Source organism: Vibrio sp. CUB2, from assembly GCF_001557945.1.
Taxonomy (GTDB): domain Bacteria; phylum Pseudomonadota; class Gammaproteobacteria; order Enterobacterales; family Vibrionaceae; genus Vibrio; species Vibrio owensii.
Window position 1 is genome coordinate 404,869 of the sequence record NZ_LNRB01000001.1, and the last position, 25,062, is coordinate 429,930.

Consider the following 25,062-nt stretch of genomic DNA (forward strand, 5'->3'; position numbering starts at 1 on the left):
AGCGACTATAAACAAGGACAGACCATAACAATGAACGCTCAATCATTTATCGACGCAGGACTGCATTACACACCCCACTCATTTACCGTGCCGCTGGACTACCAAGATCTAAGCAAAGGCACGATCAACGTCTTCGCTCGCTCCGTTTGTTTAGTCGGCGATGAAGACTCAGACAAACCGTGGTTAGTGTATTTTCAAGGCGGTCCGGGCTTCCCTTCTCCTCGTCCAAACGGAAACAACGGTTGGATCAAGCGCGCTCTGAGTGAGTATCGTGTACTGCTGCTCGACCAACGCGGCACTGGTAACAGCAGCGTGATTAATCACCAGACGCTTGCGCACCTCACACCGGAGCAACAAGCAGACTACTTAAGCCACTTCCGCGCAGACAACATTGTTCGCGACGCGGAATTTATCCGTGAACAGTTTGGCGTTGAGAAGTGGGCGACTTTAGGTCAGAGCTTTGGTGGTTTCTGCTCACTAACTTACCTATCGCTGTTCCCGAGCAGCTTGCTGCAAAGCTACATTACGGGTGGTGTGCCTTCGGTTTCTCGCCATGCGGATGATGTGTATCACGCAACCTTTAAGCGCACCATGGAGAAAAACCAAGCCTTCTTCCAGCAATTCCCACAAGCGCAGCAGTTATGCCAGAACATTGCTAATCACTTGTTGGAGCACGAAGAGTTTCTGCCAAATGGTCAGCGCTTTACTGTCGAACAGTTCCAACAAATTGGGATTAACTTTGGTGTCAGTGACACCTTCTTGCCAACTTACTACTGGCTAGAAAGTGCCTTGATTGAAGTGAACGGTAAGCCTCAGCTTCGTTATGAATTCCTCAACGACATGCTGGCGCAGCAAAACTTCCAGACCAATCCAATTTACGCGATTCTGCACGAATCAATTTACTGCCAAGGGTTTGCTTCTCAATGGAGCGCTCACAGAGTGCGCCAAGAGCATGATGCGTTCAATTACGAACAAGGTAAGCCGTTTTACTTCACTGGCGAAATGGTCTTCCCTTGGATGTTCGACCAATACGTGAATCTAAAGCCACTCAAAGAAGCGGCGGAATTATTGGCAGAGAAAGCCGATTGGACGCCGTTATACGATGCCCAGCAACTGGCAAACAATAAGGTGCCTGTGAGCTGCGCCGTCTATGCTGACGATATGTTTGTGGAAATGGACATTAGCCGTGAAACGCTAGCTACAATGCCAAACTCAAAAGCGTGGATCACCAACGAATATGAGCACAACGGTCTCCGCGCAGATGGTGAGCGTATTCTCGACAAGTTAATTGCGATGGGTAAACAAACCGCAGCAACGTTAAAATGAGCAGCTAACGCTCAGAATTCGCTAAAAACCTAGATAGAAAAACGCCTCTTTATCACGAAATAGAGAGGCATTTTTGATTCGATTCACGTTTAAGTTAGCGCTAGTCTTTGACTCGTTTAGTCATCATTTTGGTGATCACGCGGTAACCCATCTTATGGTAGAAATCTTCGCCTTCGTGATTAAATGACGCCACGGTTAAACCGAGCTCTTCAATGTCTTGGCTGCATAAATCGCTCTCGATTTTATCCATCAAAGACAAACCAATACCTAAGTTTCGATGACTTTCAGACACCACCAACTCATTGATATATCCAACGCGTCTTTCCGGAGAGAGAATCGAGTTGACCTCTCGCACAGTGCCAGAGATAAAGCCAACCACCTGTCGGTTAGAACAAGCAATAAAAGCCGTGATGCTGCCATCAAAATATTTATCGAAGATGTTGCGATCTTCCCTTAACTGCGCCATTTCTTCCGGAGAACGGTAGAAATCTGGCTCAGCATTATAATGAGAGGTGTCGAGTTCGACCAAGAGCGTTTTCAACAGTGGGACGTCTTCTTCTCTTAGTCTTCTGATATGAAACTGTTGCATGTTGAATTCCTTTGCCAACCGACCTGTATCAAACACAGATCTTTGCTTCAACTGATTATCGGATAAGAAGTTTTAGGAATGTGAAGCGAATCAACAGTACAAATTTCGACCATTTATGTCGAGTACGTTTTCAACAGTTTTACGAGTTTTTACTGATAATTTGAACATCCACAAAATTTTTAGGGTATTCAGAACCACTAGACCTCAATAACACGGCGTTTAATGCATTGAGATAATATCCGCATAGTTTGTCCGTATTTCCGACTAAATTACTCAGGTATACTCCGAGCCGCTAAAATTGTTAGGTATCGAGCCGTCGAACCATCGACCCTTTAAAGTAAGGAATAATCATGAGTCAGTATGTTGTCTGCGCCCTGTATAAGTTTGTGGAACTGAAAAACTACCAAGAGTTACGCGAGCCATTGCTTGCCCTAATGGAAGCCCACGGTGTACATGGAACGTTGCTACTGGCGAGTGAAGGTATTAACGGTACGGTTGCAGCGAAACGCGAAGGTATTGATACACTGCTTGCATGGCTAAATGCCGAGCCTCGCCTTACGGGTATTGTTTACAAAGAGTCGTACTCAGACACTCAGCCGTTTAACCGCACCAAAGTAAAGCTAAAGAAAGAGATCGTGACACTGGGCGTTGAAGGTATCGATCCTCGTCATGTGGTTGGAACTTACGTGAAGCCGCAAGATTGGAACGATCTGATTACTGATCCAGAAGTATTTGTGGTTGATACTCGTAATGACTATGAAATCGAGATCGGAACATTTAAAGGTGCAGTTAACCCAAATACGGACACGTTCCGCGAATTTCCTGACTATGTAAAACAAAACATGGATCCAGAGAAACACAAAAAAGTCGCAATGTTCTGTACGGGTGGTATTCGCTGTGAAAAGTCGACTGCTTACATGAAAGAGCAGGGTTTTGATGAGGTGTACCACCTAGAAGGCGGTATTCTGAAATACCTTGAAGAAGTACCAGAAGAAGAAAGCTTGTGGGAAGGTGACTGCTACGTATTCGACGGTCGCGTTGCGGTGAACCACCAGCTAGAAAAAGCGGACTACGACTTGTGTAACGCTTGCCGACTGCCAATCACAGAAGAAGACAAACAATCAGAGCAGTTTGAGCAAGGCGTAAGCTGCCCGAAATGTTTTGGTAAGCACAGTGACGAACAGGTAGCGCGCTTCCGCGAGCGTGAGAAGCAAGTGTCGTTAGCAGCGGTTCGTGGCGAACAACACGTCGGTGGTGAAAGCGCCAAACAACGCGAGCAGCGACGCGCAGAAAAACTGGCGAAGAAAGACGCACAGCGCAAACAAGCGTAAGATTCAAACACATTAAATACAAACGCCCCGTTTCTGGCTTGGAGACGGGGCGTTTTTGTTATCGTTGGAAGGTAAAAACTAAGATGATCGGATAAGGCCTGCGTAAGCTTTATCTGAGCCGCTGTCAGGAAATACACTTTCTAGCGCACTCGATTCGATGCTCATGTGTTGCTGTAGAACGGCTTTGATCACCGCCCTCATATCATTAGCAGGGGCTAAGTCTCTCCCTTCATAAAGCTCAGCTTGAGCAAGCCCCGGAAATTCTCCCAACACCTTGCCTCCTTCGATGGCTCCACCAGCAATAAACATGACGTTTGCTGTTCCATGATCGGTGCCTTTGGTTCCGTTTTCCGCTGCGGTGCGTCCAAATTCACTTGCCGCCATCACGACGGTTTTCGACCAGTTATCCCCTAACGCTTTCTTTAGGTTGGCAAGACCGTTATCCAATTTACGTAATTGATTGGCAAGCCTTCCTGTTTCTGCCCCCTGCCCTGCATGAGTATCCCATCCACCCAGTTCCAATACCGCGATATTTGGACCTCCTTCAGCAGAGAGAAAAGTTCCCGCTTGAGAAGCCAATACAGGAAACTGCTTACCGGGACGATTTCTATTCGACATCATTTCGATCTTCAGCGCTTCTTCAAAATTACTCGCAAGCTTCTCATCACTTTGAAACAAGGCCTCTAGCAGCTCCACTTGGCTGTCTCTCGCTTGCAAATTGTTTGGATACCAACTGCTGACTGCCTTCTCTCCTTGAACAATCAAAGGTAACCCTGAATCAATTGCCAAACCTTTCGACTTCGCATCCAGTTGCAGTAATCGGTTTAACCACCCATCACGATGTAACGGATTGTCTGTACCGTTTTCTAACACCTTTTGCCCATCAAAATGAGAGCGCTCACGATACGCGGTGGCACAAGCGTGAACCATTGCCATCTGCTTATTTTGATACCACTCGAAGCTGGTTTTCATCGCCGGATGCAAACCATAAAACTCATCGAGTTTATTCAGTTTTTCTGTTGCTAAACCAATCGTCGGACGGAGAGCTAAATACTGCTTATCAGCATAAGGAACCACAACGTTTAATCCATCCATCGCACCACGCAGCGTAATCCAAACAAAGATATTTGGAGAGCTAGATTGAGCAAAGACTGCATTAGGCAACAAGCTTGTTGCGCCCACGGCTAAAGCGGATTTCAAGAATTGTCGACGAGTCGATGTTAAGTTCGTTTGTTTATCTATTGTCATCACTCACCTCATCGATACTGAAATTGCGGGCTAAGCCAAAGTAGAGAAAGCTTCATCTCTGCCGATAGGGCTTTGTTCATCACCAATTTTGTGTGTTCGTCCAACGCATCGCCGTAGAGCTGTTGGCTAACTTGCTCAACAAAAGCTTGTGGTTTCACACCTTGGGACTTGGCACTTTTCACCGCCAGCCGAGCGATTCGATTCGCTAACTGCCACCGCTGAGTTAACGCAGAAGGACTGTTGTAATCTGCGTCTTTATCTGGCCAACCAGCAGGAGAACCCGCCATAAAAGGAGGCTGACCTAAGCTTCTTTGCGCACCGAGTAATTTATTCCCCGACTTGCTCATTTGCATGTCATTCGATTCAGGAAAACGGACACCAGCACTGCGCAAAACCGCGAATAACCACTCTTGAGAAGTGCGAAAACGCACCGCCTCTGCCGATTGGCTCAAAGCGCTTTGAATCAACAATCGATAAACCGGGAGCAAATCCCCTTTACCTTTTAGGTAAGCTTGGCTGAGCGGTTCAACCAGGGCTTCACCGGAAGGGCCTAAGAAATGCTGCACTAACTTACGTGCAATATGTTTTGCGGTATCAGGATGAAGCGCAAGATCTCTCAAACACGCTCGGCCTTGTTCAATACCTTGTTGAGAATAGCGCTTGCCAAGCAGAGTTATCGAGCCTGGTTCATGGGTTCTTGAATTAAATTGGAAACCAACTTTTGGTGCTTTGAATCCAACACTCCAGCCAGTAATGGCTTTTGACAGTTCAATCACGTCTTGTTGTGTATATTGGCTATCAACACCAAGCGTGTGCAGCTCCATGATTTCTCGCGCGAGATTTTCATTGAGCCCTTTACCCTGTTTCAGCCCTTGTTTGGAGTTCGGTCCTACCGACAAGTTGTTATCCAGAAACATCAGCATGGTTGGGTGCTGACTCACCGCTAAGAGCATCTCAACAAAGTTGCCATTCCAGTGCTCTCTAATCACTTCATTTTCGACGCTTGCCACTATCGGACGCACCTTTCGGGTGTCTGCCGATATAGCAAAATGGTTGCTCCAAAATTGAATCAAGCGTTCCTGAAATCCATACGGAGTGTGCAACGTCTGTTGGTTGCGAGCCTCGACTTGTCGCAAATATTGCTCACGAAAGAACGCACCGATTTGCTTTTGCACTTCACGTTTTTTGGTAGGGGATTGTTTGAGCTCTCGTTTGGTGTCATTGAGCTTTCTCAGTTCCAACAACACTTCGTTTGTACTCGGCAACTTGGTCACTGCCTCATGCCAATAAGTCTTACTGCTTAGTTGCTTTTCTAAACTTGGCGAACTGTGTTGATAAAGGGGCCCAAAGCCGAACCGCTGCTCAGAGATAATGTCTTGAGTTGGGTAATACTGCATAGCCGTTTCCGTGTGATGCTTTATGTCAGTCTAGCAAGCATCACATGGCGTCGAGTTCAATTTTTGGTTATTTCTCAGTCAGTAAAGCTGGTTATCACGCAGAGGCACCTCTAATTCATTAGTACCATCTTTGGATGACTGTCCAACCATTTCGTCATAGGCACTTTGTTGGCGAAGCACCTGCTGTTTCGCTTTCAAGTGACGACATTGCTTTTGCAACTCCAGTATCGAATGCGCTCTCAAAAACTTGCCTTTATCATCGGTAACAAAGTGTTCCTCTCCATCGACTAAGACGGAGACTTGATACAAAGCGAGATCGAGAGAGTGGATAACGAGCTTGTCGATGTAGAAGAATTTTTCCAATTTACTGAGTGGCATAGACATAAAGCACCTCCTTGCTCCGTGCCTTTACGTCAACATCAATAAAATCGATCACTGAGTGAGAAATACGCCCCGCAAACACGTAAAAATCGAAAAAAACAAGCGAGGGGCACAATGCAAACAATCAACTTAGTGTGGCTAAAACGCGATTTACGCCTGACCGATCATACGCCTTTACAACGCGCTTTATCTTCAGAACATCCAACTGTGCTGCTTTATATTGTTGAACCCATGTTACTGGATGACCCACATTACTCTGCTCGTCACTGGCGTTTTATTTGGCAATCACTCCAAGATATGAACGAAACACTCTCGGCTCGTGGCCATCAAGTGTCCGTAATGTCAGGTAGCGCAATAGATTTCCTCAGCGCGATTCAGAATCAGTTCAACATCAACGCTATTTTCTCCCATCAAGAAATCGGATTGGATTGTACGTTTGAACGAGATAAACAAGTATCAGAATGGCTTCAATCACAAGGGGTTCCGTGGCGCGAATTTGAACATGGCGCCGTCATTCGAGGAGCGAAAGACCGACTCGGCTGGGATAAGCATTGGGATACGGTTATGCGAGCCGAGATTGAAGATATCGACCTTGAAAGTGCTTCTCTTATTACCCTCGATGTTGACGCACTTGGTTGCTCGTTTGCGCCCCCTCCTTCTTGGTTAGAAAAAATAAAAGGCATGCAAACGGGCGGAAGTTCGCTCGCTTGGCAAACCATGGAAGACTTTTTTCAACGTCGGGGACGCGATTATTACCGAAGTATTTCTAGCCCGACAGCATCTCGAACCGCATGTACTCGCCTCTCTCCCTATCTCGCATGGGGCAATATATCGCTTCGAGAAGTTTACCAATACCTGCTGAAACATTGGCAAGTGGCAGGGTTTCGTCGCAGCTTAATTGCGCTATCTTCGAGACTGCATTGGCATTGTCACTTTATGCAGAAGTTTGAATCCGAATGCGAAATGGAGTTTCGTTGTGTTAATAAGGCTTATGAACCTTTATTACATCAAGCAAACGTCAGAGATGCGGCACTCTTGGACGCTTGGAAGTCAGGCACAACCGGGATACCGCTCATCGATGCTTGCATGCGTTGTCTTCATCACACCGGATACATCAACTTTCGCATGCGCGCGATGTTGGTGAGTTTTTTAACGCATCATATGAACATGGATTGGCGCGATGGCGTGACCCACTTAGCTCAGTTGTTCCTCGACTTTGAACCGGGAATCCATTACCCACAATTTCAGATGCAAGCAGGCGTGACTGGCACCAATACGATTCGCATCTACAATCCGACGAAACAAGCACAAGAGCACGATGCTGGCGGTGAGTTCATTCATAAATGGATTCCAGAACTTGCAATGGTTCCCACGCCCTTGTTGTTTGAGCCATGGAAAATGACCGCAATGGAAACCGTCATGTACCAACTGGATCCCGATTCCCGATATCTCGCGCCCGTCGTAAATGTAGAGGCAAGCGCAAAAGCAGCAAGAGAGCGATTGTGGGCATGGCGCAAACGCACAGAAGTGAAAGTAGAAGGAGCGAGAATTTTGGCACAACACGTTCGGCCCTCGATCAAAAAGAAAGCCAGTTGATCGCCTAGAGAGAAGCGTGCGTACAAACTGGGACTTTTATCAGGGAGAGAGCGGTCCCCAAACAACTAAAGGAATGCACTATGCTGAAACGTATTTTGGTTACGACCACGGTTTTGTTTGCCACCTTTTCATTTTTACTGCCAGCAAAAGCTCACGAACACGGAATGATGAAAGAAGACATCGTTGACGTGGCTGTTGCAAATGGCTCTTTCAATACTCTGGTAGCAGCAGTCAAATCCGCAGGCTTAGTGGATACACTGAAAGGTGAAGGCCCATTTACGGTGTTTGCACCGACTGACGAAGCATTTGCTAAGCTTCCAGATGGCACGGTGGACATGTTGCTGATGCCAGATAACAAAGACAAGTTGATCGCGATTCTTACTTACCATGTGGTTCCGGGGAAAGTGATGGCCGCAGACGTAGTGAAAATGGATAAAGCGACGACAGTCCAAGGGCAAGACGTGATGATTAAAACCATGGGCGATAAAGTGATGATCAATAACGCTACCGTAATTGCCACCGACGTCAAAGCAAAGAATGGCGTGATTCATGTCATTGATGAAGTCATCATGCCGAAATAAAACTAACAAGGAGGGCGGGCTCACCCACCCCTTTCAAGGATATGGAAAACATCAAACTTTCGAAGCACGACATTCAAGCGATGGAGCAACGCCAACGCACCCGATTGATAAACTCTCTAGCGGGATACAAAAGCGCTAACCTCATCGGCACAAGGGACAGGCAGGGACAAGAGAACCTTGCTGTGGTGAGCTCGGTGGTTCATTTGGGCTCGCATCCACCTCTCTTTGGCTTTATCGTTCGTCCACGCAAAAGTCGCCGTCACACGCTAGAAAACATCCTCGATACCAAGCATTTCACCATCAACGCTATCGGCGTCGACTTTGTGCAAAAAGCCCATCAAACCTCCGCGCGCTACCCAAAGCATATCTCAGAGTTTGAAGCCGTAGGCCTGACACCTTATTACGATGATGCGTTTCCTGCGCCTTTTGTCCTTGAAAGTAACCTCAAGATGGGCCTAGCTTTGAGAGAGCACATCAAGATTGAGAGCAATCAAACAGAGATGCTGATCGGTGAAGTGTTAATGGTGCACGCACCGGAAAGAGCGATCATGCCAGACGGTTATCTCGATTTGGAACTGCTCGACTTGGTGACCATTTCGGGGCTCGACAGCTACCACGTAACACAACGACTGCATCGACTAAGTTATGCCAAACCTGACTCTCGTTTGTTCCCCTTAACAAGAGAAGGAGAACCTTCATCTTGGGGAGCGCTTGAAGTCGATTTGGACTAACTCCTCATACTCAAGAACTAAATACAAAAATGGCAGTTTTCTATGTCTAAGCCGTGTTCACCAGCTCGGTTGGTAAGGTGTGCGCGCCCAGCTTCCAACCCCATTTCATAGCCCTCGAGTAAGACAGATTGACGCATAGACAATCGCTGAACGTTGAATTCATCTGGCGGAGCAACCACTCGAACACGCGTTCCTTTGGGAGGATTGCGAATAAACTCAAGCGACTCATTGTAGTTCTCTGAGCGATGAAGCATAGCCTCTGCCATTTGTGGATGTTCAGCAAACAACTTCTTCATTAACCAAGGAGTTTTCACTGGCTTTTTCTCATAAGCCAAAGGATGTGAAAGAACAACCGTGATATCACGAGCACCACGTCGATAGGCTTCTCGTACAGGAATGGAATCTGCTACACCACCATCGGTATAACAACCACCGGAGAAACACGGAGTATGTTTGTAAGCGATAGGCAAAGCGGTTGTTGCTTCCATCGCATTATGGAAGTTATGACGATTCACTCGGTAGTAATCCGCTTTACCTGTATTGATGTTTGTCGTTGCCGCTAAGAAAGGGATGCCTTCAAACAGTTTCGCTTCATCGACTGGGTACAAACGATTTGACTCTTCAAATAACCATTTCACGTCGATCAAATCTCCACCTTTCAAAAAGCGGGTAGGATCGAAAAAGCGTTTGCTGGTTGCTAATTTAGTGATGACGTTGATGCTACGGTGCGGGTAATCAGTTAGATAACCGATCAAATTTGAAGCCCCGGCTGATACGCCAATCGCAAAATCAAATGGTTTGTAGTCTTGCTCTAAGAATGCATCTAATACGCCACTGGCAAAGACGCCACGCATTGCGCCACCTTCGACTACGATTGCTTTTGTTGCCATGTTTCCCCCCAATAAAGACGTTAAAAAGATTACTGAAATTCGTGCTACAGCAACAATCGGTTATTCTTATTATTGAGATAGGCGAAGTCTATGTGTTTCTTGCACTTTAAGTGGAAACTTAGGATCAAAAAATCCACATCAACCAAAGCGTTGATGTGGATTTGCAGTCGTTCAATCAGAGATTACGCAAAGACGGTTTTATACGCTTCGGCAGCACCTTCAATAAACATCTGTGTGCCAATCACCGCAAGAATCAATCCCATCATTTTGGTGATCACATTCAGTGCGCTTGGCCCAACCGCTTTCACTAACTTGTCACCAAACAAAAACAGGACATAAGTCATCACGCAAAGGACTGCGAATGAAGCAATGGTAATGATGGTTTCGGTGATTCCCCCCGTTGTTGCAAAGTTCATCGCCGTCGCAAGTGTTCCTGGCCCCGCCAAGATCGGCATGGCTAATGGTGAAACGGCAATGCTCAACGCGGCTTGTTCTTGCTCCGGTGAATAAGCCTTTTCCTTGGTCTTCTTGTGTGTCGATTCCCCTTGCAACATGTGGAAACCAATAAGGAACACTAAGATACCGCCAGTAATGCGCAGTGCGTAAAGGGTAATACCAAATAGGTCGAAGATGACTTTGCCAGCAATGGCGAATACAGCAACGATAACAAAGGCGATAAACACAGAACGAAACGCAATTGAGCGCACGGTTTGCTTGTCTTCATCCGCGGTCAGGCTTAAGAAGATAGGGATATTAGCGATTGGGTTCATGATGGCAAAAAAGCCCATGAATACAGTGACGGTATGAAGTATCAGTTCTTTCATGTTTTCTACATTTGGTAAGTTATTGATTATTAAAAATCATTATATACCCAACTTTATAAATAACGTCACTTTATGTTCACTGTACTTTCCAAGCGCCTCACCTTTTGCTCATCGCCACAGTTTGAAGCGCATGCTAGTTTACGCTCAATATAAATAGCGTTATGGTGAAGATTCAGCCAATACTAAGAACAAACTAAGGAAGTTGATTGATCATGAACAGTACGATTGAAACCATTCTCGGTCATCGCTCTATTCGTAAGTTCACCTCTGAGCCTATTTCAAGTGAACAACTACAAACGATTCTCCAATCTGGACTAGCCGCCTCTTCTTCTAGCATGCTGCAAGTGGTCTCTATCATTCGAGTGGCAGATGCAGAAAAGCGCAAACTGCTAGCACAATACGCTGGCAATCAGGCTTACGTTGAAAGTGCTGCAGAATTTTTGGTGTTTTGCATTGATTACCAGCGTCACACAACCATCAACCCAGACGTTCAAGCCGACTTTACTGAGCTGACTCTAATTGGTGCTGTGGATTCCGGCATCATGGCACAAAACTGCTTGTTAGCTGCCGAGTCTATGGGGTTAGGTGGCGTATACATTGGTGGTTTAAGAAACAGTGCTGCGCAAGTCGATGAGCTACTCGGTTTACCTAAAAACGCCGCTATCCTGTTTGGTATGTGTTTGGGTCACCCTGATCAAGATCCAGAAGTAAAACCACGCTTACCCGTTAACGTTATTGTCCACGAAAACCAATACCAAGCGCTGAATGTAGACGATGTACAAGCTTACGATCAAACCATGCAAGAGTACTACGCGAGCCGCACAAGCAATCAAAAACAGAGCGCATGGTCACAAGAAACAGCCGGAAAGCTATCTGGTGAGTCTCGCCCGCACATCCTGCCTTATCTTAATAGTAAGGGATTAGCTAAGCGATAATGAGAAAGTTCGTTTAATCAGCCAAAGATCAAAAAAGGCCTCGAATGAGGCCTTTTTCACAAGAAACCATTCATGTCATTTTCCACACATGGCATTAGCATCAAAGTCTGACCATTTTCGGTTTTATTTTTGTCAAAGCCATAACAAACCCATATTGACTGAGAAGGAAAAACAAGATCCAAATCACAATATAAGACAAAATAAATAAATTTTATCTTTAGATATACCGCATTTATAACTAATTGAATTTTACGAAAAATACGCTTTATGTGAGCCGATACCAAAAATTAGAGCCAATTAATAAAGTTCCTCATCATATAAACCCCACCCAGACCTCATAAACATAAAAAATAGCTATATATCACTAGCATTTTATCAATTTATCGTCTATTGCCCCGACAAACGAAATTCTTTAGAGTGCGCTCGCCGGATGCAACCCGTTTCCTATTGAGTATTTTATAAATTAAAATAAATAATAAAGCTTAATGAGTAATAGCGTGTTGTTATTCCCTAGAAAACATTGTTGCCTCAGCAACATGCTCTTTTACGTCAGATGAATGAAAAAACGAATGAACGTCAACCATACAACGCTAGGCAGTTTACTCCTTTCCTCTGTGCTTCTTGCTGGATGTACAGTACCGGGCAGTCACTTATCCACGAGTGGTAAGCACATCATTGAAGATGGCAGCACCAATACAGCTGCAGATTTCAATGTATTTCCACTGACTCTTGATAAAGTCTCACAGTTAAAAAGCTCGGATATCGAAACTAAAGCGAACCCAACGCTTGACCATCAACTCGCGGCTTACGAGTATGAAGTTGGTCCTGGCGACATTCTGAATATCACTATTTGGGACCACCCTGAACTTACTATTCCTGCTGGTTCTTATCGTAGCTCTGCAGAGGCCGGTAACTGGGTACATGCAGATGGCACCATTTTCTATCCCTACATCGGAATCGTTGAAGTCGCAGGAAAAAACGTTCGCCAAATTCGAACAGATATCTCTAAAAAATTGGCTAAATACATCGAGAGTCCTCAAGTCGATGTCAGTGTTGCCGCATTTCGTTCAAAAAAATCTTACGTCACTGGCGAAGTAAACAAGCCGGGGCAACAACCGATCACCAATATCCCACTCACGATTCTTGATGCAGTTAACCGCGCTGGCGGTCTAGCAGAAGATGCGGATTGGCGTAACGTAACACTGACACGCCAAGGCAAAGTCGAAAACATTTCTCTCTATGCACTAATGCAAGAGGGTGACCTTACTGAAAACCGATTGCTTCAACCTGGTGACATTGTGCATGTACCAAGAAATGATACTCAAAAAGTGTTCGTTATGGGTGAAGTCAACGATCCGAAGCTACTAAAAATGGATCGCGCAGGCATGAGTTTGACCGAAGCTTTGAGCAATGTTGGTGGTATCAACCAACTTTCTGCGGATGCAACCGGCGTTTTTGTCATCAGAAAATCTCAAGACCATCAAGCAATGGGCGACATTTACCAACTTGATGTCTCCGACGCAGCAGCGTTAGTGATTGGTACTGAATTCGACCTAGAGCCTTATGACATTGTTTATGTCACTGCGGCACCAGTCAGTCGTTGGAACCGTGTTACTGCACAACTAGTACCGACGATTTCAGGCTTCAACGAGCTTACAGAAGGTGTCCTTCGTGTAAGAAATTGGCCGTAGTTCAAGTATTCTTGACAGGGCTTATCCCGAACAGATAAGCCTTGTCGAAAAATTATTGATAGGGAATTAATCATGTTTTCAAACATTCTTGTTGTGTGTGTAGGTAACATTTGCCGTTCTCCGACTGGAGAACGGGTACTTCAACAACTTCTTCCTAGTAAAACCATTTCTTCAGCAGGTATTGCCGTTGAGAAAAGCCGCCTGACTGGGAAACCGGCGGATGAGACAGCAAAGCTGATTGCCTCAGAAAAAGGCTTTTCTCTCGAGAACCACCAAGCACAGCAACTGACTGCGCAACTGTGTTCAAAACAAGATCTTATCTTGGTAATGGAGCAAGGGCACATCGATGCATTGACTGAGATCGTTCCAGAAGCAAGAGGCAAAACTATGTTGTTTGGGCATTGGATGAACTCTGTCGACATTCCAGATCCATACAGACAAAGTAGAGAAGCGTTTGATCATGCATATTCTCTGATTGAGCAATCCGCTCAGGCTTGGGCAAAAAAACTATAACTTCAGATTATTTGGCGAAATAGAAAAACAATGGCTAACCAAACTATAAGTTCATCTGCACCAACCGATGACGAAATCGATCTCGGTAAACTGTTTGGCACATTAATAGATGCGAAATGGTTTATCATTGGCATTACGCTTGTCTTTGCTACCATGGGTATTGCCGTAGCATTGCTATCGACTCCAATTTATAAAGCGGATGCGTTGATTCAAATTGAACAGAAAAGCTCTGGTGGCATTTCTGCAATGGTCGGGGACATGGGTGACCTATTTGCAGCAGAATCTTCAGCAACCACAGAGATTGAAATCATTAAGTCTCGTATGATCTTGGGCGATACCGTTGACAAGTTTAATTTAACAACGATTGCCGCTCCGGAATATCTTCCTTTTGTCGGCAAAGGACTCGCTCGAATCAATGACACTCAGAATTACATTTCAGTATCAAGTTTCGTCATCCCTCGAACCGCACAAGGTTTCAAACATCACCTTGTGGTAACTGATGCCGAGAAAGGTACTTTTGATCTGATGATTGAAGATCAAGTGGTGCTTTCTGGCGTTGTTGGTCAGACGATTGAAATGAATGGCTACCAAATCAAAGTTCGTGAGTTGGTTGCGCAAAACGAAGACAGTTTTTCAATCAGTAAAATTAGCAAGCTTGACGCGATCAACAGGCTCGCTTCACAACTATCAATTTCTGAACGAGGAACAAGTACGGGGATTGTTTCACTTGGCATTGAGGGCGAATACCCTGAGCGTAATCAACAAATCTTGAATGACGTCGTACAAAACTATTTCCTACAGAATGTGAGAAGAAACTCAGCAGAAGCTGAGCAAAGTTTAAACTTCCTCAAAGACCACTTACCTGAAGTCAAAGACAAACTAAATGGCTCAGAAGATGTACTGAATCGCTTTAGGCAAGAAAACGAATCAATAGACTTAAACCTTGAAGCACAATCAACACTCAAAGTGATGGTCGCTCTTGAAGCGCAGTTGAACGAACTGACATTCAAAGAAAGTGAAATCAGCCAGAAGTTTACGCAGGATCACCCTGCATACAAATCGCTACTGGATAAACGTCAGACGTTACTGCAAGAAAAAGAGCGTTTGAACCGACAAGTTCAGAAGCTGCCAAAAACACAGCGTGAAGTCTTACGTATGACGCGTGATGTCGAAGTGAACCAACAAATTTACATCCAGCTTCTAAACAAAGTTCAAGAACTGAACATTATTAAAGCTGGTACCGTTGGTAATGTACGTATTATCGACAGTGCACAGTCTTACGCTATTCCAGTGAAGCCTAAAAAGCCTCTTATTGTTGTTCTAGCAACACTATTAGGCGGAATGGTGGCTGTTGCTTTCGTTCTGGTTAAAACTGCTTTCCACCGCGGTGTCACCTCCCCAGATGAGATTGAGCAAACGGGAATTTCAGTTTACGCAAGTGTTCCTAAGTCTGTACAACAACTGGAAGTCGCTAACAAGCTTAAGCGCAAGGATAACAAGGACCTACTGTTACTGGCAGAAGAAAACCCAGCGGACCTTTCGATTGAAGCATTGCGTGGACTTCGTACTAGCCTTCACTTTGCGATGATGGAAGCGAAAAACAACGTACTGATGATATCTGGTCCAGCGCCTTCAATTGGTAAAACATTCGTATCGACAAACTTTGCAGCTGTAGCGGCGAAGACAGGTCAAAAGGTTCTGTTGGTCGATGCGGACATGCGTAAAGGTTACTTACAGCAATGTTTTGGTCTGACGGCTGATAACGGTCTTTCTGATTTCTTAAGCGGCAAGATTGGTCAAGAGATGGTGAGCAAACAGACTAAAGTTGAAAACTTGGACGTTATTACTCGTGGTCAAGTACCACCAAACCCTTCCGAGCTTTTGATGCATCCACGATTTGTTGAGCTTGTAGAAAAAGCGTCGCAAGAATATGACCTAGTGATCATCGATACACCGCCAGTCTTAGCAGTGACAGACCCAAGTATCGTTGGTGCGATTTCAGGAACCACTCTGATGGTTGCTCGATTTGACCAAACGACATCGAAAGAGCTAGAAGTCGCTCGTAGCCGATTTGAACAATCGGGTGTCGAAGTGAAAGGCGTCATTCTAAATGCAATAGAGAAGAAAGCCGCAAGCTCATACGGTTATGGTTATTACAACTACGCCTACAAGAGCGAGTAATAGCGTTACGCTCAAACAATTTAAACATACTTGTGTATAGCCATTAAATAGAAACACAAAGCCCCGCCATTATCGCGGGGCTTTTTTATTTGTGCAGCAGTAACCGTTTTTATTCTTATTGCTTCTTCCATTGCATAAAAGTGAGCACACTCAATAGTAAGAAGAAAGCAGGGTCACTCCAACCAAAGCCAACAAACACGCCTATAATACCAGCATAAGTGGTGATCACCACGCCTAAGAGGTTCGTGACCAGCAAAGCTTTGAACAGTTGTTTCGCCGTGTTGCCAGATTCAACATCACGCAGCATCAAACTGACCGCAGCAATCCCACCTAAAAAGATCGACGTATGCTGCGATAAAAACAGCGCATATTGGTCGTTAATTTGTACGCCATACATCGGCCACATCATGGTTGGCACAAAAAATAGCGCAAAAGCGAATACCGTATAAATGACCCCATGAACGGTTAGAAAGGTGCGGTTAGTCATAACATTACTCTCCGATTGGACCTTGGTTGATAGTGCTCAGTGGTGCGTTGATATCAAATATCTGCCCTCTTACTTCTTCAACACCCATCTGTTTCAAACGAGCAGTGTGCATTTCGAGATAAGCTTGCGCCATTGCTTCATCTTCAAAAAGATAGATGCCGCCGCCAAGTTTGTCTTTCTCGCTTTCCGTCCAGATTTTCCAAATCATGCCTGGCTCTTGGTTAATTGACTGAGCTAGGTCTACCAGTGCATTCGACATCTCTTCACCAAATGGGCCATGAAATTCAAAATCAACTTGCAGTAATTTCGCCATGTTGAGTCTCCTCTTCTTTTTTGACTCGCTTTCGATGAGAAGATTATTACCTTTATAAAACTGACAAAAAAGTTCATAATCCTGCCATTACCTGTCGAAAAAACTGACCAATGAGACTCAAAACAACCCTAGAGCAGTGGCAAACATTACAAGCGATTGAACAAGCTGGAAGTATTCAGTCAGCCGCAGTGACGCTCAATAAAAGCCACACTACGCTGATCTATTCAATGAAAAAGCTCGAGGACCAACTGGGCATCAAACTGATAGAAGTGAAGGGCCGAAAGGCTGGGTTAACCGAACACGGCAAGACCATGTTGCGACGCGCACAATCTATGCTCGAACAAGCCCATGAACTGGAAATGATCAGTGAACAGCTAAGTAATGGCGTGGAATCGCAAATTACCGTAGCGATCGATCATCTGTGCGATCCAAGCTGGCTCTATGCACCACTTAGTGAATTTTTGGCACAAAACAGCACTACCTCCGTTCAAGTCGTGGAAACTTCGCTAAGTAAAACCACCGATATGGTGGTCAATGAGTTAGCAGACATCGCCATTATCAACCTTCCGGTCACCAACCACCCAGCCGAAGCATTTGGCACTACAACCATGGTGCCCGTTATTGCAGTTGAGCACCCATTGGCAAAGAAAGAACACGTTTCATTGGCTGATTTTTCGACCACCAGCCAAATTGTGGTTCGAGATCTTGGTGAATCAGACAAGGCAAAACGAGACGTAGGCTGGTTGCGCGCGCGTCAAAGAATCACGGTGGATAATTTCGACCACGCCTTTAGAGCGGTAGAGCAAGGCGTTGGCTTCTGCCGACTCCCTAAACATCTCGTCGAATACCGCCACAGTGTAGGCATCAAGGTATTAGACCTTGAACACTCAAACCAATATCAAGTCGCACTGCACCTCACGCTACCAAAAGGCGCGAGGAGCGGAGCAGCCACACTCACTCTTTATCAAGCACTGCTGGATAGTGCAAAAGACCGCATTTAACTGGCCATACGACTGTTGTTAAAACCACAAAAGTCATTTGTGTTAAGTGCTATTTTTCGCAAAGGCTGATTTCCTCATACTCTCCCTCACTGATAGCGCACCAGAGACGTGCGCTTGAACAAAATGAGAGAGTAAATTATGCCAATCGCATTATTAGCATTAACCCTTAGCGCCTTTGCGATAGGGACAACTGAGTTTGTTATCGTTGGATTGATTCCAACCATGGCAGCAGACCTCAACGTTTCTTTACCTTCTGCAGGTTTGCTGGTGAGTTTGTACGCATTAGGCGTGGCTATTGGCGCGCCAGTGTTAACTGCACTTACGAGCAAGATGAATCGCAAGCATGTGCTTCTCGCTGTGATGGGCTTGTTCGTTGTCGGTAACCTGTTAGCTTGGCAAGCTCCGGGTTACAACACTCTAATTGCCGCACGTATTTTAACGGGCTTGGCTCACGGTGTGTTCTTCTCTATCGGCTCGACCATCGCCACTGGTTTGGTGTCCAAAGAAAAAGCCGCCAGTGCCATTGCAATTATGTTCACTGGTCTAACGGTCGCGCTAGTAACAGGCGTGCCTCTAGGTACTTATATCGGGCAACATTTTGGTTGGGAAACCACATTCTTAATTGTGGCCATTCTTGGTTTGATTGCCTTAGTCGGTAGCGCTTTACTTGTTCCGAACAACTTAAAGCAAGACGTAACGGCTTCTTTAAAAGATCAGCTAAAAGTACTCATCCAACCTCGCTTGCTATTAGTTTATGCCATTACTGCGCTAGGTTACGGCGGCACCTTTACCGCGTTCACTTATCTTGCGCCAATTTTGGAGCAGGTATCGGGCTTTGATGCGAGTGCGGTTGGTTTGATCATGCTGGTGTATGGTGTCTCTGTCGCGGTGGGTAACATCCAAGGCGGCAAAATGGCAGACAAATTTGGCCCCGTAAAAGCACTGACGATCATCTTTGCTGGCTTAGCCGCAATCTTGTTTGTGCTCAACTTTACCGCATACAACCCAATTGCTGCTGTGATTACTATTTTGGTTTGGGGTGCTTTTGCTTTCGGTAACGTACCAGGACTACAGGTTTACGTAGTAAAACTGGCAGAAAAATACGCACCTAATGCCGTTGATGTTGCTTCTGGTTTGAACATCGCTGCCTTTAACGTAGGTATTGCGCTCGGTTCATGGAGTGGCGGTTTGATCGTAGAAAGAGCAGGCTTAATGAATACGCCATGGGTCGGTGGCGTAGTCGTCATCTCTGCACTTCTATTGACTCGCTTAAGCGGCGCGTTAGATCAGCGCGAAAACAAGCAAGTTCAGCAATCAGTCTGCGCTGAGCTTTCATAAACAGTCTTTAAAGCCCTAACATGAACGTTGGGGCATTTTTATGTGAGATCAAAAGCAGTTTTGCTTGTTTATATGATTCTAAGTTGCGAACCCCATTTCGATTACATACCATTGAAACAGCTCAAGCCTAAAGCACCCAACACTCGCGGAAAGAACTCGGTTCATGGCAACTCAACTTCCCTGCTTTCGTTAGCAGGAACAATCTGTTTTTACCTTCTTTTTAACTTCTAATAAGGCGAGTGTGGAAGAGATAAGAAAGGTGAAAAATGCAATCTCACAATAGCTTCTCTATTAACCTTAACCAGCAAAAGTCTGTCGCGAAAAAGCGCTTAAAAGCAATCCGCCACAATGACACCAGAGCGCTTGAACAGGTTAAGCAATTTCATTCCCAACCCGAAACCCTCACGCCAGAGTCTATCCAGCTTGCAGGTGTTCAACACGCCCTAGCTAGAGAGCTTGGCTTACCCAGTTGGAACAAGTTAAAAGCTCACGTGGAAGAGCTAGAAAGTCACAAGCTCGCCATCAACAACCAAGCAAACCCACTTGATGCCGAACTAACAACACTGCATGTCCGCTGTGGGCACGATATACAACAGCAACTAAAGACATGCGGGTTCGAAGGTGACTTTTTACCTATGATTGATCCATTATGCATTGGTCCCATTCCGAGCAATGAAAAAGGATTTGTAGCGATTCGAGCACAATACATTGTAGACACATTACTGCCAGTGATGGGGAGAAAAGACTCGGTACAAGAAGTAGCGCAGTTTGAGCAAGGCAATATCCATACCCTGCTCGACCAGCAATGTGAACGCATCGTTTTTTGGGTTGAACATGATGCCTACGATCAATTCATGCTACTTCGAGGGCTCTCTCTGCTAGAGGAAACCGAAGGTAAGATCATTGAGATCATCCAATTCAATCAGTTTCCGGGAACTGAGCGGTTTATTGGCTTTGGGCAACTCCCTGCTGAAGCGATTCGCTCATGCTGGCAACATAGAAAGCCAGTGACAGCGAAGCTTTTTAGCCAAGCCAAACGCTGCTGGCAAGCCTTGCAAGCTCCAACACCACAGCCAATCGTTAATCTGTTAGAACAACATGAGTTAGATTGCTTGCCGAACATCAAAGCAGTGATGAAACGACATCTTCAAGAACTGCCACAGTCAGAATCAGGATTGAGCTTCACACAACATTTGGCTTTGCAGATATTGAACGAGCAAAATGAACCAATCAAAGTGAAAGATTGGTTTCATAAGTACCAACAACAAGAACCAATCCCCACTCTTGGTGATGTCATGTTCTATGCATTACTGCTACCACTCGCGCAAGCAGAAAACCCACTGTTTACTGTTGATTCATTGGATAAGAATTGGTGGGAACAACAAGTGAATATCAGCGAGAACGGCCGTGAATGCCTTAATGGACACTCAATTTTCTTACAAGATTACTGGGTAGGCGGAATCCATAATCAAGTGAATAACGGCTGGACATGGAACCACACCCAGCTCTCATCTTTACATCACTTAATCACGACTTAGGTACGTAATCACTACTTCGATAATAAAGCGGATAAGCTAGCAACGGTAGCCATCGAAAAACAGCGTGAGAATATCCTCGACGATTTTCTTGCGCTGCTCGGCACTTGGCACTGCTTGATTGGCAACCAGTTGCGGCCATAAACAGTTCCCTTTTAATAAGCACATCAACATACAGCTCATCATTGCTGGGTCGAGCCCTTTGACCTTGTTATCCGCAATAGCCTCTGTAAACCAGTTCTCCAACAACTCGTCTTGACGTTGAAGTTGATGCAAGTAGTTCTCTGCCAGTTCTGGTGTGCGCATAAATTCACTGATCACCATTTTGGCCAATGGCAAGCCGAAGTCCTCATACATGGAGTCCAGTTTTGCATGCAGATAAGTTCTAAGCTGGGTTTCGACATCAATGTCTGATGTGTACTTAAGCTGTAAACGCGCACGCTGAGTTTCGAGCACAGTTTGAATAGACTCGATAAACAACACGTCTTTGCTTTCAAAATGGCGATACAAGGTGCGCTTTGACGTCCCTGCTCGCTCACATACTCTGTCCATATTGGCACAACTGAAGCCGTGCTCAATAAACTCCTGTTGAGCCGCTTCAATCAGCGCTAAGCGTTTTTTTTCTGACAGTTTCATCGCTCTAGATTCACCAACCTCATGTAAGTGGACGCAGAGTATAGCGCACAATAATCAAAAGTATACTTTGAAGTTTACTTTTTTGATTTTAGGAGTAAGATGCGCTCGCCGAAGTTAAGATCCTAAGAAAAATATCAAAATAGAATCACTCTTAACTCACGCTGTGGCGCTTTGTCTGTCAGACAAAGCTGTGATTTTTCCGTGACACAAACTCCAGAGTCGATGCCCTTATTTCAAGGCCCCTGGTGTTGTTGTGATCGTCACGTTTAATGAAGTAACTTATGAAATTACGCTCCTTGCTCGTTGCCGTTTCCTGCCTACTTACTGGTGCGGCAAACGCTGATTCGATTTCTCTGCCAATCTGGAAAGATAAAGCAGAAGCACTCGGTTATGACTTACCAAAACCCTTTGGCGTCAACCTGAGCTATATGAGTATGGAACAAGGCATTAACGTCGACTCCATTTCTCTGAGTGGACTACATGGCTTAGAAAAACTATTAAAGATGGAAGCCAGCGGGGGTAAACAAGCCAGCGATGTTATGACACTTCGTGGTGACGTTTGGTTGTTCCCATTCTTAAATGTTTATGGCTTGGTGGGGACGCTAAATGGCTATTCAGAAACCAACGTAAAAGTCAGCTTGCTTGGCAAGCAGTTGGGCGAATTCCCTTTCCGTCTCGATCTCGATGGTTACACCTATGGGGGTGGTTTTGTCCTAGCGGGCGGTTATGATCAACTGTTTGCTCTTGTTGATGCCAGCTACACCCAAACGAATTTGAATGTTATCGATGGCGCTATCGATGCGATAGTCGTGTCTCCACGAGTCGGTTACGACTTCCATAAAAATGGCGTCCCTTTGCGTTTCTGGGTCGGTGCGATGTACCAAAACGTTGAGCAAGAATTATCCGGAACACTAAAACAAGCTGGCATTAACCTGTCTGGTCGCTTTGACGTTAAGCAGCGCTTGGAATCTGAGTGGAACACCCTTGCCGGCATGCAATACCAGATTAATGACGACTGGTACTTATTGGGCGAAGCTGGCTTTGGCGACCGTCAAAGTATCTTCTTCTCTCTCGATCGCCGTTTCTAAGGTAAAGAGAAGATGAAAGCTTCTTATCCCCTAGTAATTGCAGCACTGTTTTGCACACCACACGTTTTTGCTATGCAGCAAGACGAAAGCAGTTTGGTGGATGACATCCTAACCAAACTAGGCTCTAGCGAAACCGTGGATGAGTCGAAATTGATCGACTGGGGCATCTTACCGGGACCATTCGTCAATCCAGAGCAAGGATTTGGCATCGGCGTTGCCGCGGTGGGCTTGTATACCCCTTATGACTGGCAGAAAGGCGATCCGTACTCAACCGTCACCGTCACATCTTACGGTTCAACTTCCGGCTCTTACGGCTTGGGGTTAAACAACCGCACCTATTTGAAGGGTGACAAAGTACGTCTACTTGGTGAAGCGTGGATCAGCCACACTCCCGGATACTATTGGGGTATCGGCAGTCAAGCAGCCGAGAATGATAGTAATAAAGTGCAATACGAAGGCCAACGGTTACAACTGAGCCCAAAAGTCGCCGTAGAAATTGCGCCAAATACTTACGCCAAACTCGGCTGGCAGTGGCAATCATTCAACAAAGTAGACGGTGTAGACGGCGATATTCTTCCTTCAGAAGTTACCAATGCCACCAGCAGCGGTGTGCTACTTGGGATGGAGTACGATACACGTGATTTCGAGCCAAACCCAATGCGAGGGCAGTTTCTCGATATTGAATGGATTGCCAACCGCGATTCACTCGGCAGCGATGAAGACTACGACAACCTTGTGGCCAACTATCGTCTCTATCAACAATGGTCAAACAGTACCATCATCGCGATGGAAGTTTACTCGCAATCGATTTTTGGTGATGCCCCTTGGTTTGATTACGCCCAGTTAGGTGATGACCAACGTATGCGTGGCTACTACCAAGGACAATATCGCGACAAACATCAACTCTCCACACAAATAGAAATCCGCCACACCATTGCTGGTCGTCATGGTGTTGTGGGTTGGTTGGGTGCAGGCAATATCGCGCCTACTTATCACGACTTATTCGCAAGCAGTTGGCTACCAACTGTCGGGGTTGGTTATCGATTTGCCTTTAAGGCTCGTATTAACGTGCGCGTCGATTTAGGGGTAGGTAAAGACAGCACCGGTTTTTATTTCCAAATTAATGAAGCATTCTAGGAGTAGGGTTTGAAGAAAGCAGCACTATTACTACTGAGCCTTTGTAGTGGGTTTGTCCAAGCACAAGAATTGAAAGCACCGGTTGGCGTCAGGCCATGCTGTGCGTTCGGTGTAGACCTCAAAGCGCAACTAGGAAGCGTACCTGTTCCTTTCTTCTCCCTTGAGAATGTCTTGTCCAGCAACGAAGTGGGTACTCACCACTATAACGATGGCAGTGAATCGGTACCAGGCAGTCTGCTTGGATTAAATGAAGAAGCGAATGGGATAATCTTTACTGAGATTGGTGGGTTTATTGATACGGCACACGTTCGTGACACAGCCGATTACACCTACTATTTGTTTACTCTCAACCAACATTACCTCGGCCGCGCGGCGCATCTAGATTTACCAGAAGAACTTCGTATTCGCCGTATTCGTTGGTATGAACAAAAAGAAAAGCTCAGTGAAGAAGAGAAGCTCGACCGCAGTGCTCAGGCCGCAGCGCTAACGGCATTTCGTCTTGCTCAATGGCACGAGATCGCGCAGTGGTTCGGTATGGTATCGGTGAGTGGCTTTAAAGAACTAGCGTCCGCCTTCTCATCCGAAGACCTCTACTCCAACATGCTTGGTGCTAACTTAGCCAAGCAAGTCCTGTTGGATAATCCCGAACTCGATCAAAAGGGCTTTTCTCAAGCCATGGACACCGCTTTTAAACAAGCCTTAAAAGAGCTAAAAGCGCAACCGAAAGCCGTCGCTAAACAGAAAATTCAGCAGCTTGATGGCGATTGGTGGGACAGTTCAAGACGCCTACCGGATAAGTGGGTAGTGCGATTCCGCGATTATCATATGGCATTGAGTTTGACGCCAAACTACCCAGGCGCAAACCATGAACTTTCATTGTCTAACACCTTTGATGATCAACAAGCAATCGACCAATGGATGAGTGTCGAGTTTAGAGCAAGCGACAATGAAAAAGCTTTTTCTGCATTACCTAAGTCATTGACCTCAAAATCAATTTGGACACCCGCAGATTATCAGCAGATTTCAGATTTTGCTCGTGCCATCGACGAACAGACTCGCCCACCGCTGAAGTAACTTCGCAATCAGCAAATGAATAAAAGATGCCTAGTTATGCACTTGGCGTCTTTTATCTCATCGTTATGCATCCAGTTTTCTACCATTTGAGAATGTAAGAATTCATTTCTATCGGTTGTAAATTCGATAAATTTGTTAATCAGCAAACTTTTCAACCAGTCAAATCGTTACGGTTTGGTTAATATTCTATTTTTTAAAGTGACTAACTTCACATCTATCGACCATTCAGAGGATTATTC

General features: G+C 45.5%; 24 protein-coding genes. 15 read left to right on the forward strand and 9 right to left on the reverse strand.

Translation table 11 applies throughout. The features are described from left to right. The first annotated feature begins 30 nt into the window (after positions 1 to 30). The gene (locus tag ATB78_RS01850; protein WP_049534943.1) at positions 31 to 1,326 is read left to right on the forward strand and encodes an alpha/beta fold hydrolase; all 1,296 of its coding nucleotides are present in this window, start codon (positions 31 to 33) and stop codon (positions 1,324 to 1,326) included. 100 nt (positions 1,327 to 1,426) lie between these two features. Here the strand turns inward: ATB78_RS01850 and ATB78_RS01855 are convergent, their stop codons facing one another. Further along, the gene (locus ATB78_RS01855) at positions 1,427 to 1,915 is read right to left on the reverse strand and encodes a GNAT family N-acetyltransferase (RefSeq protein ID WP_005441955.1); all 489 of its coding nucleotides are present in this window, start codon (positions 1,913 to 1,915) and stop codon (positions 1,427 to 1,429) included. Between the two features lie 350 nt (positions 1,916 to 2,265). On the opposite strand from ATB78_RS01855, the gene ATB78_RS01860 reads away from it, so the two are divergent. Continuing rightward, entirely contained in the window at positions 2,266 to 3,246 is a 981-nt protein-coding gene (locus ATB78_RS01860) for a rhodanese-related sulfurtransferase (protein ID WP_061007661.1), read from the forward strand. A gap of 78 nt (positions 3,247 to 3,324) precedes the next feature. Here the strand turns inward: ATB78_RS01860 and ATB78_RS01865 are convergent, their stop codons facing one another. The 3 genes from ATB78_RS01865 to ATB78_RS01875 all read right to left on the reverse strand — a co-directional run bounded on the left by ATB78_RS01865 (position 3,325) and on the right by ATB78_RS01875 (position 6,275). Then, on the reverse strand, positions 3,325 to 4,494 hold the full coding sequence (locus ATB78_RS01865; RefSeq protein ID WP_061007662.1) for a DUF1501 domain-containing protein: 1,170 nt from the start codon (positions 4,492 to 4,494) through the stop codon (positions 3,325 to 3,327). 8 nt (positions 4,495 to 4,502) lie between these two features. Continuing rightward, on the reverse strand, positions 4,503 to 5,891 hold the full coding sequence (locus ATB78_RS01870) for a DUF1800 domain-containing protein (RefSeq protein WP_061007663.1): 1,389 nt from the start codon (positions 5,889 to 5,891) through the stop codon (positions 4,503 to 4,505). Between the two features lie 78 nt (positions 5,892 to 5,969). Next, on the reverse strand, positions 5,970 to 6,275 hold the full coding sequence (locus ATB78_RS01875) for a DUF6482 family protein (RefSeq protein ID WP_009706480.1): 306 nt from the start codon (positions 6,273 to 6,275) through the stop codon (positions 5,970 to 5,972). Positions 6,276 to 6,386: 111 nt separating this feature from the next. On the opposite strand from ATB78_RS01875, the gene ATB78_RS01880 reads away from it, so the two are divergent. The 3 genes from ATB78_RS01880 (at position 6,387) to ATB78_RS01890 (ending at position 9,180) form a co-directional block, all read left to right on the forward strand. After that, positions 6,387 to 7,868 carry a deoxyribodipyrimidine photo-lyase gene (locus tag ATB78_RS01880; RefSeq protein ID WP_061007664.1) on the forward strand — a complete coding sequence of 494 codons (1,482 nt, stop codon included), beginning with the start codon at positions 6,387 to 6,389 and terminating at the stop codon, positions 7,866 to 7,868. Between the two features lie 80 nt (positions 7,869 to 7,948). Then, the gene (locus ATB78_RS01885; RefSeq protein WP_061007665.1) at positions 7,949 to 8,449 is read left to right on the forward strand and encodes a fasciclin domain-containing protein; all 501 of its coding nucleotides are present in this window, start codon (positions 7,949 to 7,951) and stop codon (positions 8,447 to 8,449) included. A gap of 41 nt (positions 8,450 to 8,490) precedes the next feature. After that, positions 8,491 to 9,180, forward strand: coding sequence for a flavin reductase (locus tag ATB78_RS01890; RefSeq protein WP_038881353.1), 690 nt, complete (start codon positions 8,491 to 8,493; stop codon positions 9,178 to 9,180). A gap of 17 nt (positions 9,181 to 9,197) precedes the next feature. Here the strand turns inward: ATB78_RS01890 and ATB78_RS01895 are convergent, their stop codons facing one another. Together ATB78_RS01895 and ATB78_RS01900 are read right to left on the reverse strand one after the other, a co-directional pair. After that, positions 9,198 to 10,070 carry a patatin family protein gene (locus ATB78_RS01895; protein WP_061007666.1) on the reverse strand — a complete coding sequence of 291 codons (873 nt, stop codon included), beginning with the start codon at positions 10,068 to 10,070 and terminating at the stop codon, positions 9,198 to 9,200. A gap of 182 nt (positions 10,071 to 10,252) precedes the next feature. After that, a complete protein-coding gene (locus ATB78_RS01900; RefSeq protein WP_005437917.1) occupies positions 10,253 to 10,894 on the reverse strand; it encodes a MarC family protein in 642 nt (213 codons plus the stop codon). A gap of 212 nt (positions 10,895 to 11,106) precedes the next feature. On the opposite strand from ATB78_RS01900, the gene nfsA reads away from it, so the two are divergent. The 4 genes from nfsA to ATB78_RS01920 all read left to right on the forward strand — a co-directional run bounded on the left by nfsA (position 11,107) and on the right by ATB78_RS01920 (position 16,214). After that, positions 11,107 to 11,829: an oxygen-insensitive NADPH nitroreductase gene (gene nfsA, locus ATB78_RS01905; RefSeq protein WP_061007667.1), complete on the forward strand. Its 723-nt coding sequence runs from the start codon at positions 11,107 to 11,109 to the stop codon at positions 11,827 to 11,829. 569 nt (positions 11,830 to 12,398) lie between these two features. Then, positions 12,399 to 13,520, forward strand: a complete 1,122-nt coding sequence (locus ATB78_RS01910; RefSeq protein WP_061007668.1) for a polysaccharide export protein — start codon at positions 12,399 to 12,401, stop codon at positions 13,518 to 13,520. Positions 13,521 to 13,592: 72 nt separating this feature from the next. Next, positions 13,593 to 14,033: a phosphotyrosine protein phosphatase gene (locus ATB78_RS01915; RefSeq protein WP_061007669.1), complete on the forward strand. Its 441-nt coding sequence runs from the start codon at positions 13,593 to 13,595 to the stop codon at positions 14,031 to 14,033. A gap of 30 nt (positions 14,034 to 14,063) precedes the next feature. Continuing rightward, complete coding sequence (locus ATB78_RS01920) at positions 14,064 to 16,214, forward strand: polysaccharide biosynthesis tyrosine autokinase (protein ID WP_061007670.1); 2,151 nt, start codon at positions 14,064 to 14,066, stop codon at positions 16,212 to 16,214. Positions 16,215 to 16,329: 115 nt separating this feature from the next. Here ATB78_RS01920 and ATB78_RS01925 read toward each other — a convergent pair whose 3' ends face one another. After that, a complete protein-coding gene (locus ATB78_RS01925; RefSeq protein ID WP_061007671.1) occupies positions 16,330 to 16,701 on the reverse strand; it encodes a hypothetical protein in 372 nt (123 codons plus the stop codon). A gap of 4 nt (positions 16,702 to 16,705) precedes the next feature. Next, positions 16,706 to 17,014, reverse strand: a complete 309-nt coding sequence (locus ATB78_RS01930) for a monooxygenase (RefSeq protein WP_061007672.1) — start codon at positions 17,012 to 17,014, stop codon at positions 16,706 to 16,708. A gap of 110 nt (positions 17,015 to 17,124) precedes the next feature. Here ATB78_RS01930 and ATB78_RS01935 point away from each other — a divergent pair, with 110 nt between their 5' ends. The 3 genes from ATB78_RS01935 to ATB78_RS01945 all read left to right on the forward strand — a co-directional run bounded on the left by ATB78_RS01935 (position 17,125) and on the right by ATB78_RS01945 (position 20,891). Continuing rightward, positions 17,125 to 18,015 (forward strand): LysR family transcriptional regulator, encoded by an 891-nt coding sequence (locus ATB78_RS01935; protein WP_061007673.1) that lies wholly within the window; start codon positions 17,125 to 17,127, stop codon positions 18,013 to 18,015. A gap of 138 nt (positions 18,016 to 18,153) precedes the next feature. Beyond that, positions 18,154 to 19,353 carry an MFS transporter gene (locus ATB78_RS01940; RefSeq protein ID WP_061007674.1) on the forward strand — a complete coding sequence of 400 codons (1,200 nt, stop codon included), beginning with the start codon at positions 18,154 to 18,156 and terminating at the stop codon, positions 19,351 to 19,353. Positions 19,354 to 19,619: 266 nt separating this feature from the next. Continuing rightward, positions 19,620 to 20,891, forward strand: a complete 1,272-nt coding sequence (locus ATB78_RS01945) for a DUF1835 domain-containing protein (RefSeq protein ID WP_061007675.1) — start codon at positions 19,620 to 19,622, stop codon at positions 20,889 to 20,891. Positions 20,892 to 20,927: 36 nt separating this feature from the next. Here the strand turns inward: ATB78_RS01945 and ATB78_RS01950 are convergent, their stop codons facing one another. Continuing rightward, complete coding sequence (locus ATB78_RS01950; protein WP_045383693.1) at positions 20,928 to 21,524, reverse strand: TetR/AcrR family transcriptional regulator; 597 nt, start codon at positions 21,522 to 21,524, stop codon at positions 20,928 to 20,930. Between the two features lie 281 nt (positions 21,525 to 21,805). Here ATB78_RS01950 and ATB78_RS01955 point away from each other — a divergent pair, with 281 nt between their 5' ends. Genes ATB78_RS01955 through ATB78_RS01965 form a run of 3 tightly spaced genes read left to right on the forward strand, consistent with a single transcriptional unit; the run spans position 21,806 to position 24,823 of the window. Beyond that, positions 21,806 to 22,612 (forward strand): hypothetical protein, encoded by an 807-nt coding sequence (locus ATB78_RS01955; protein ID WP_061007676.1) that lies wholly within the window; start codon positions 21,806 to 21,808, stop codon positions 22,610 to 22,612. A 12-nt stretch (positions 22,613 to 22,624) separates the two neighbouring features. Then, positions 22,625 to 23,749 (forward strand): BamA/TamA family outer membrane protein, encoded by a 1,125-nt coding sequence (locus ATB78_RS01960; protein ID WP_061007677.1) that lies wholly within the window; start codon positions 22,625 to 22,627, stop codon positions 23,747 to 23,749. 9 nt (positions 23,750 to 23,758) lie between these two features. Next, positions 23,759 to 24,823 (forward strand): DUF4056 domain-containing protein, encoded by a 1,065-nt coding sequence (locus tag ATB78_RS01965; RefSeq protein WP_061007678.1) that lies wholly within the window; start codon positions 23,759 to 23,761, stop codon positions 24,821 to 24,823. Positions 24,824 to 25,062 lie beyond the last annotated feature (239 nt).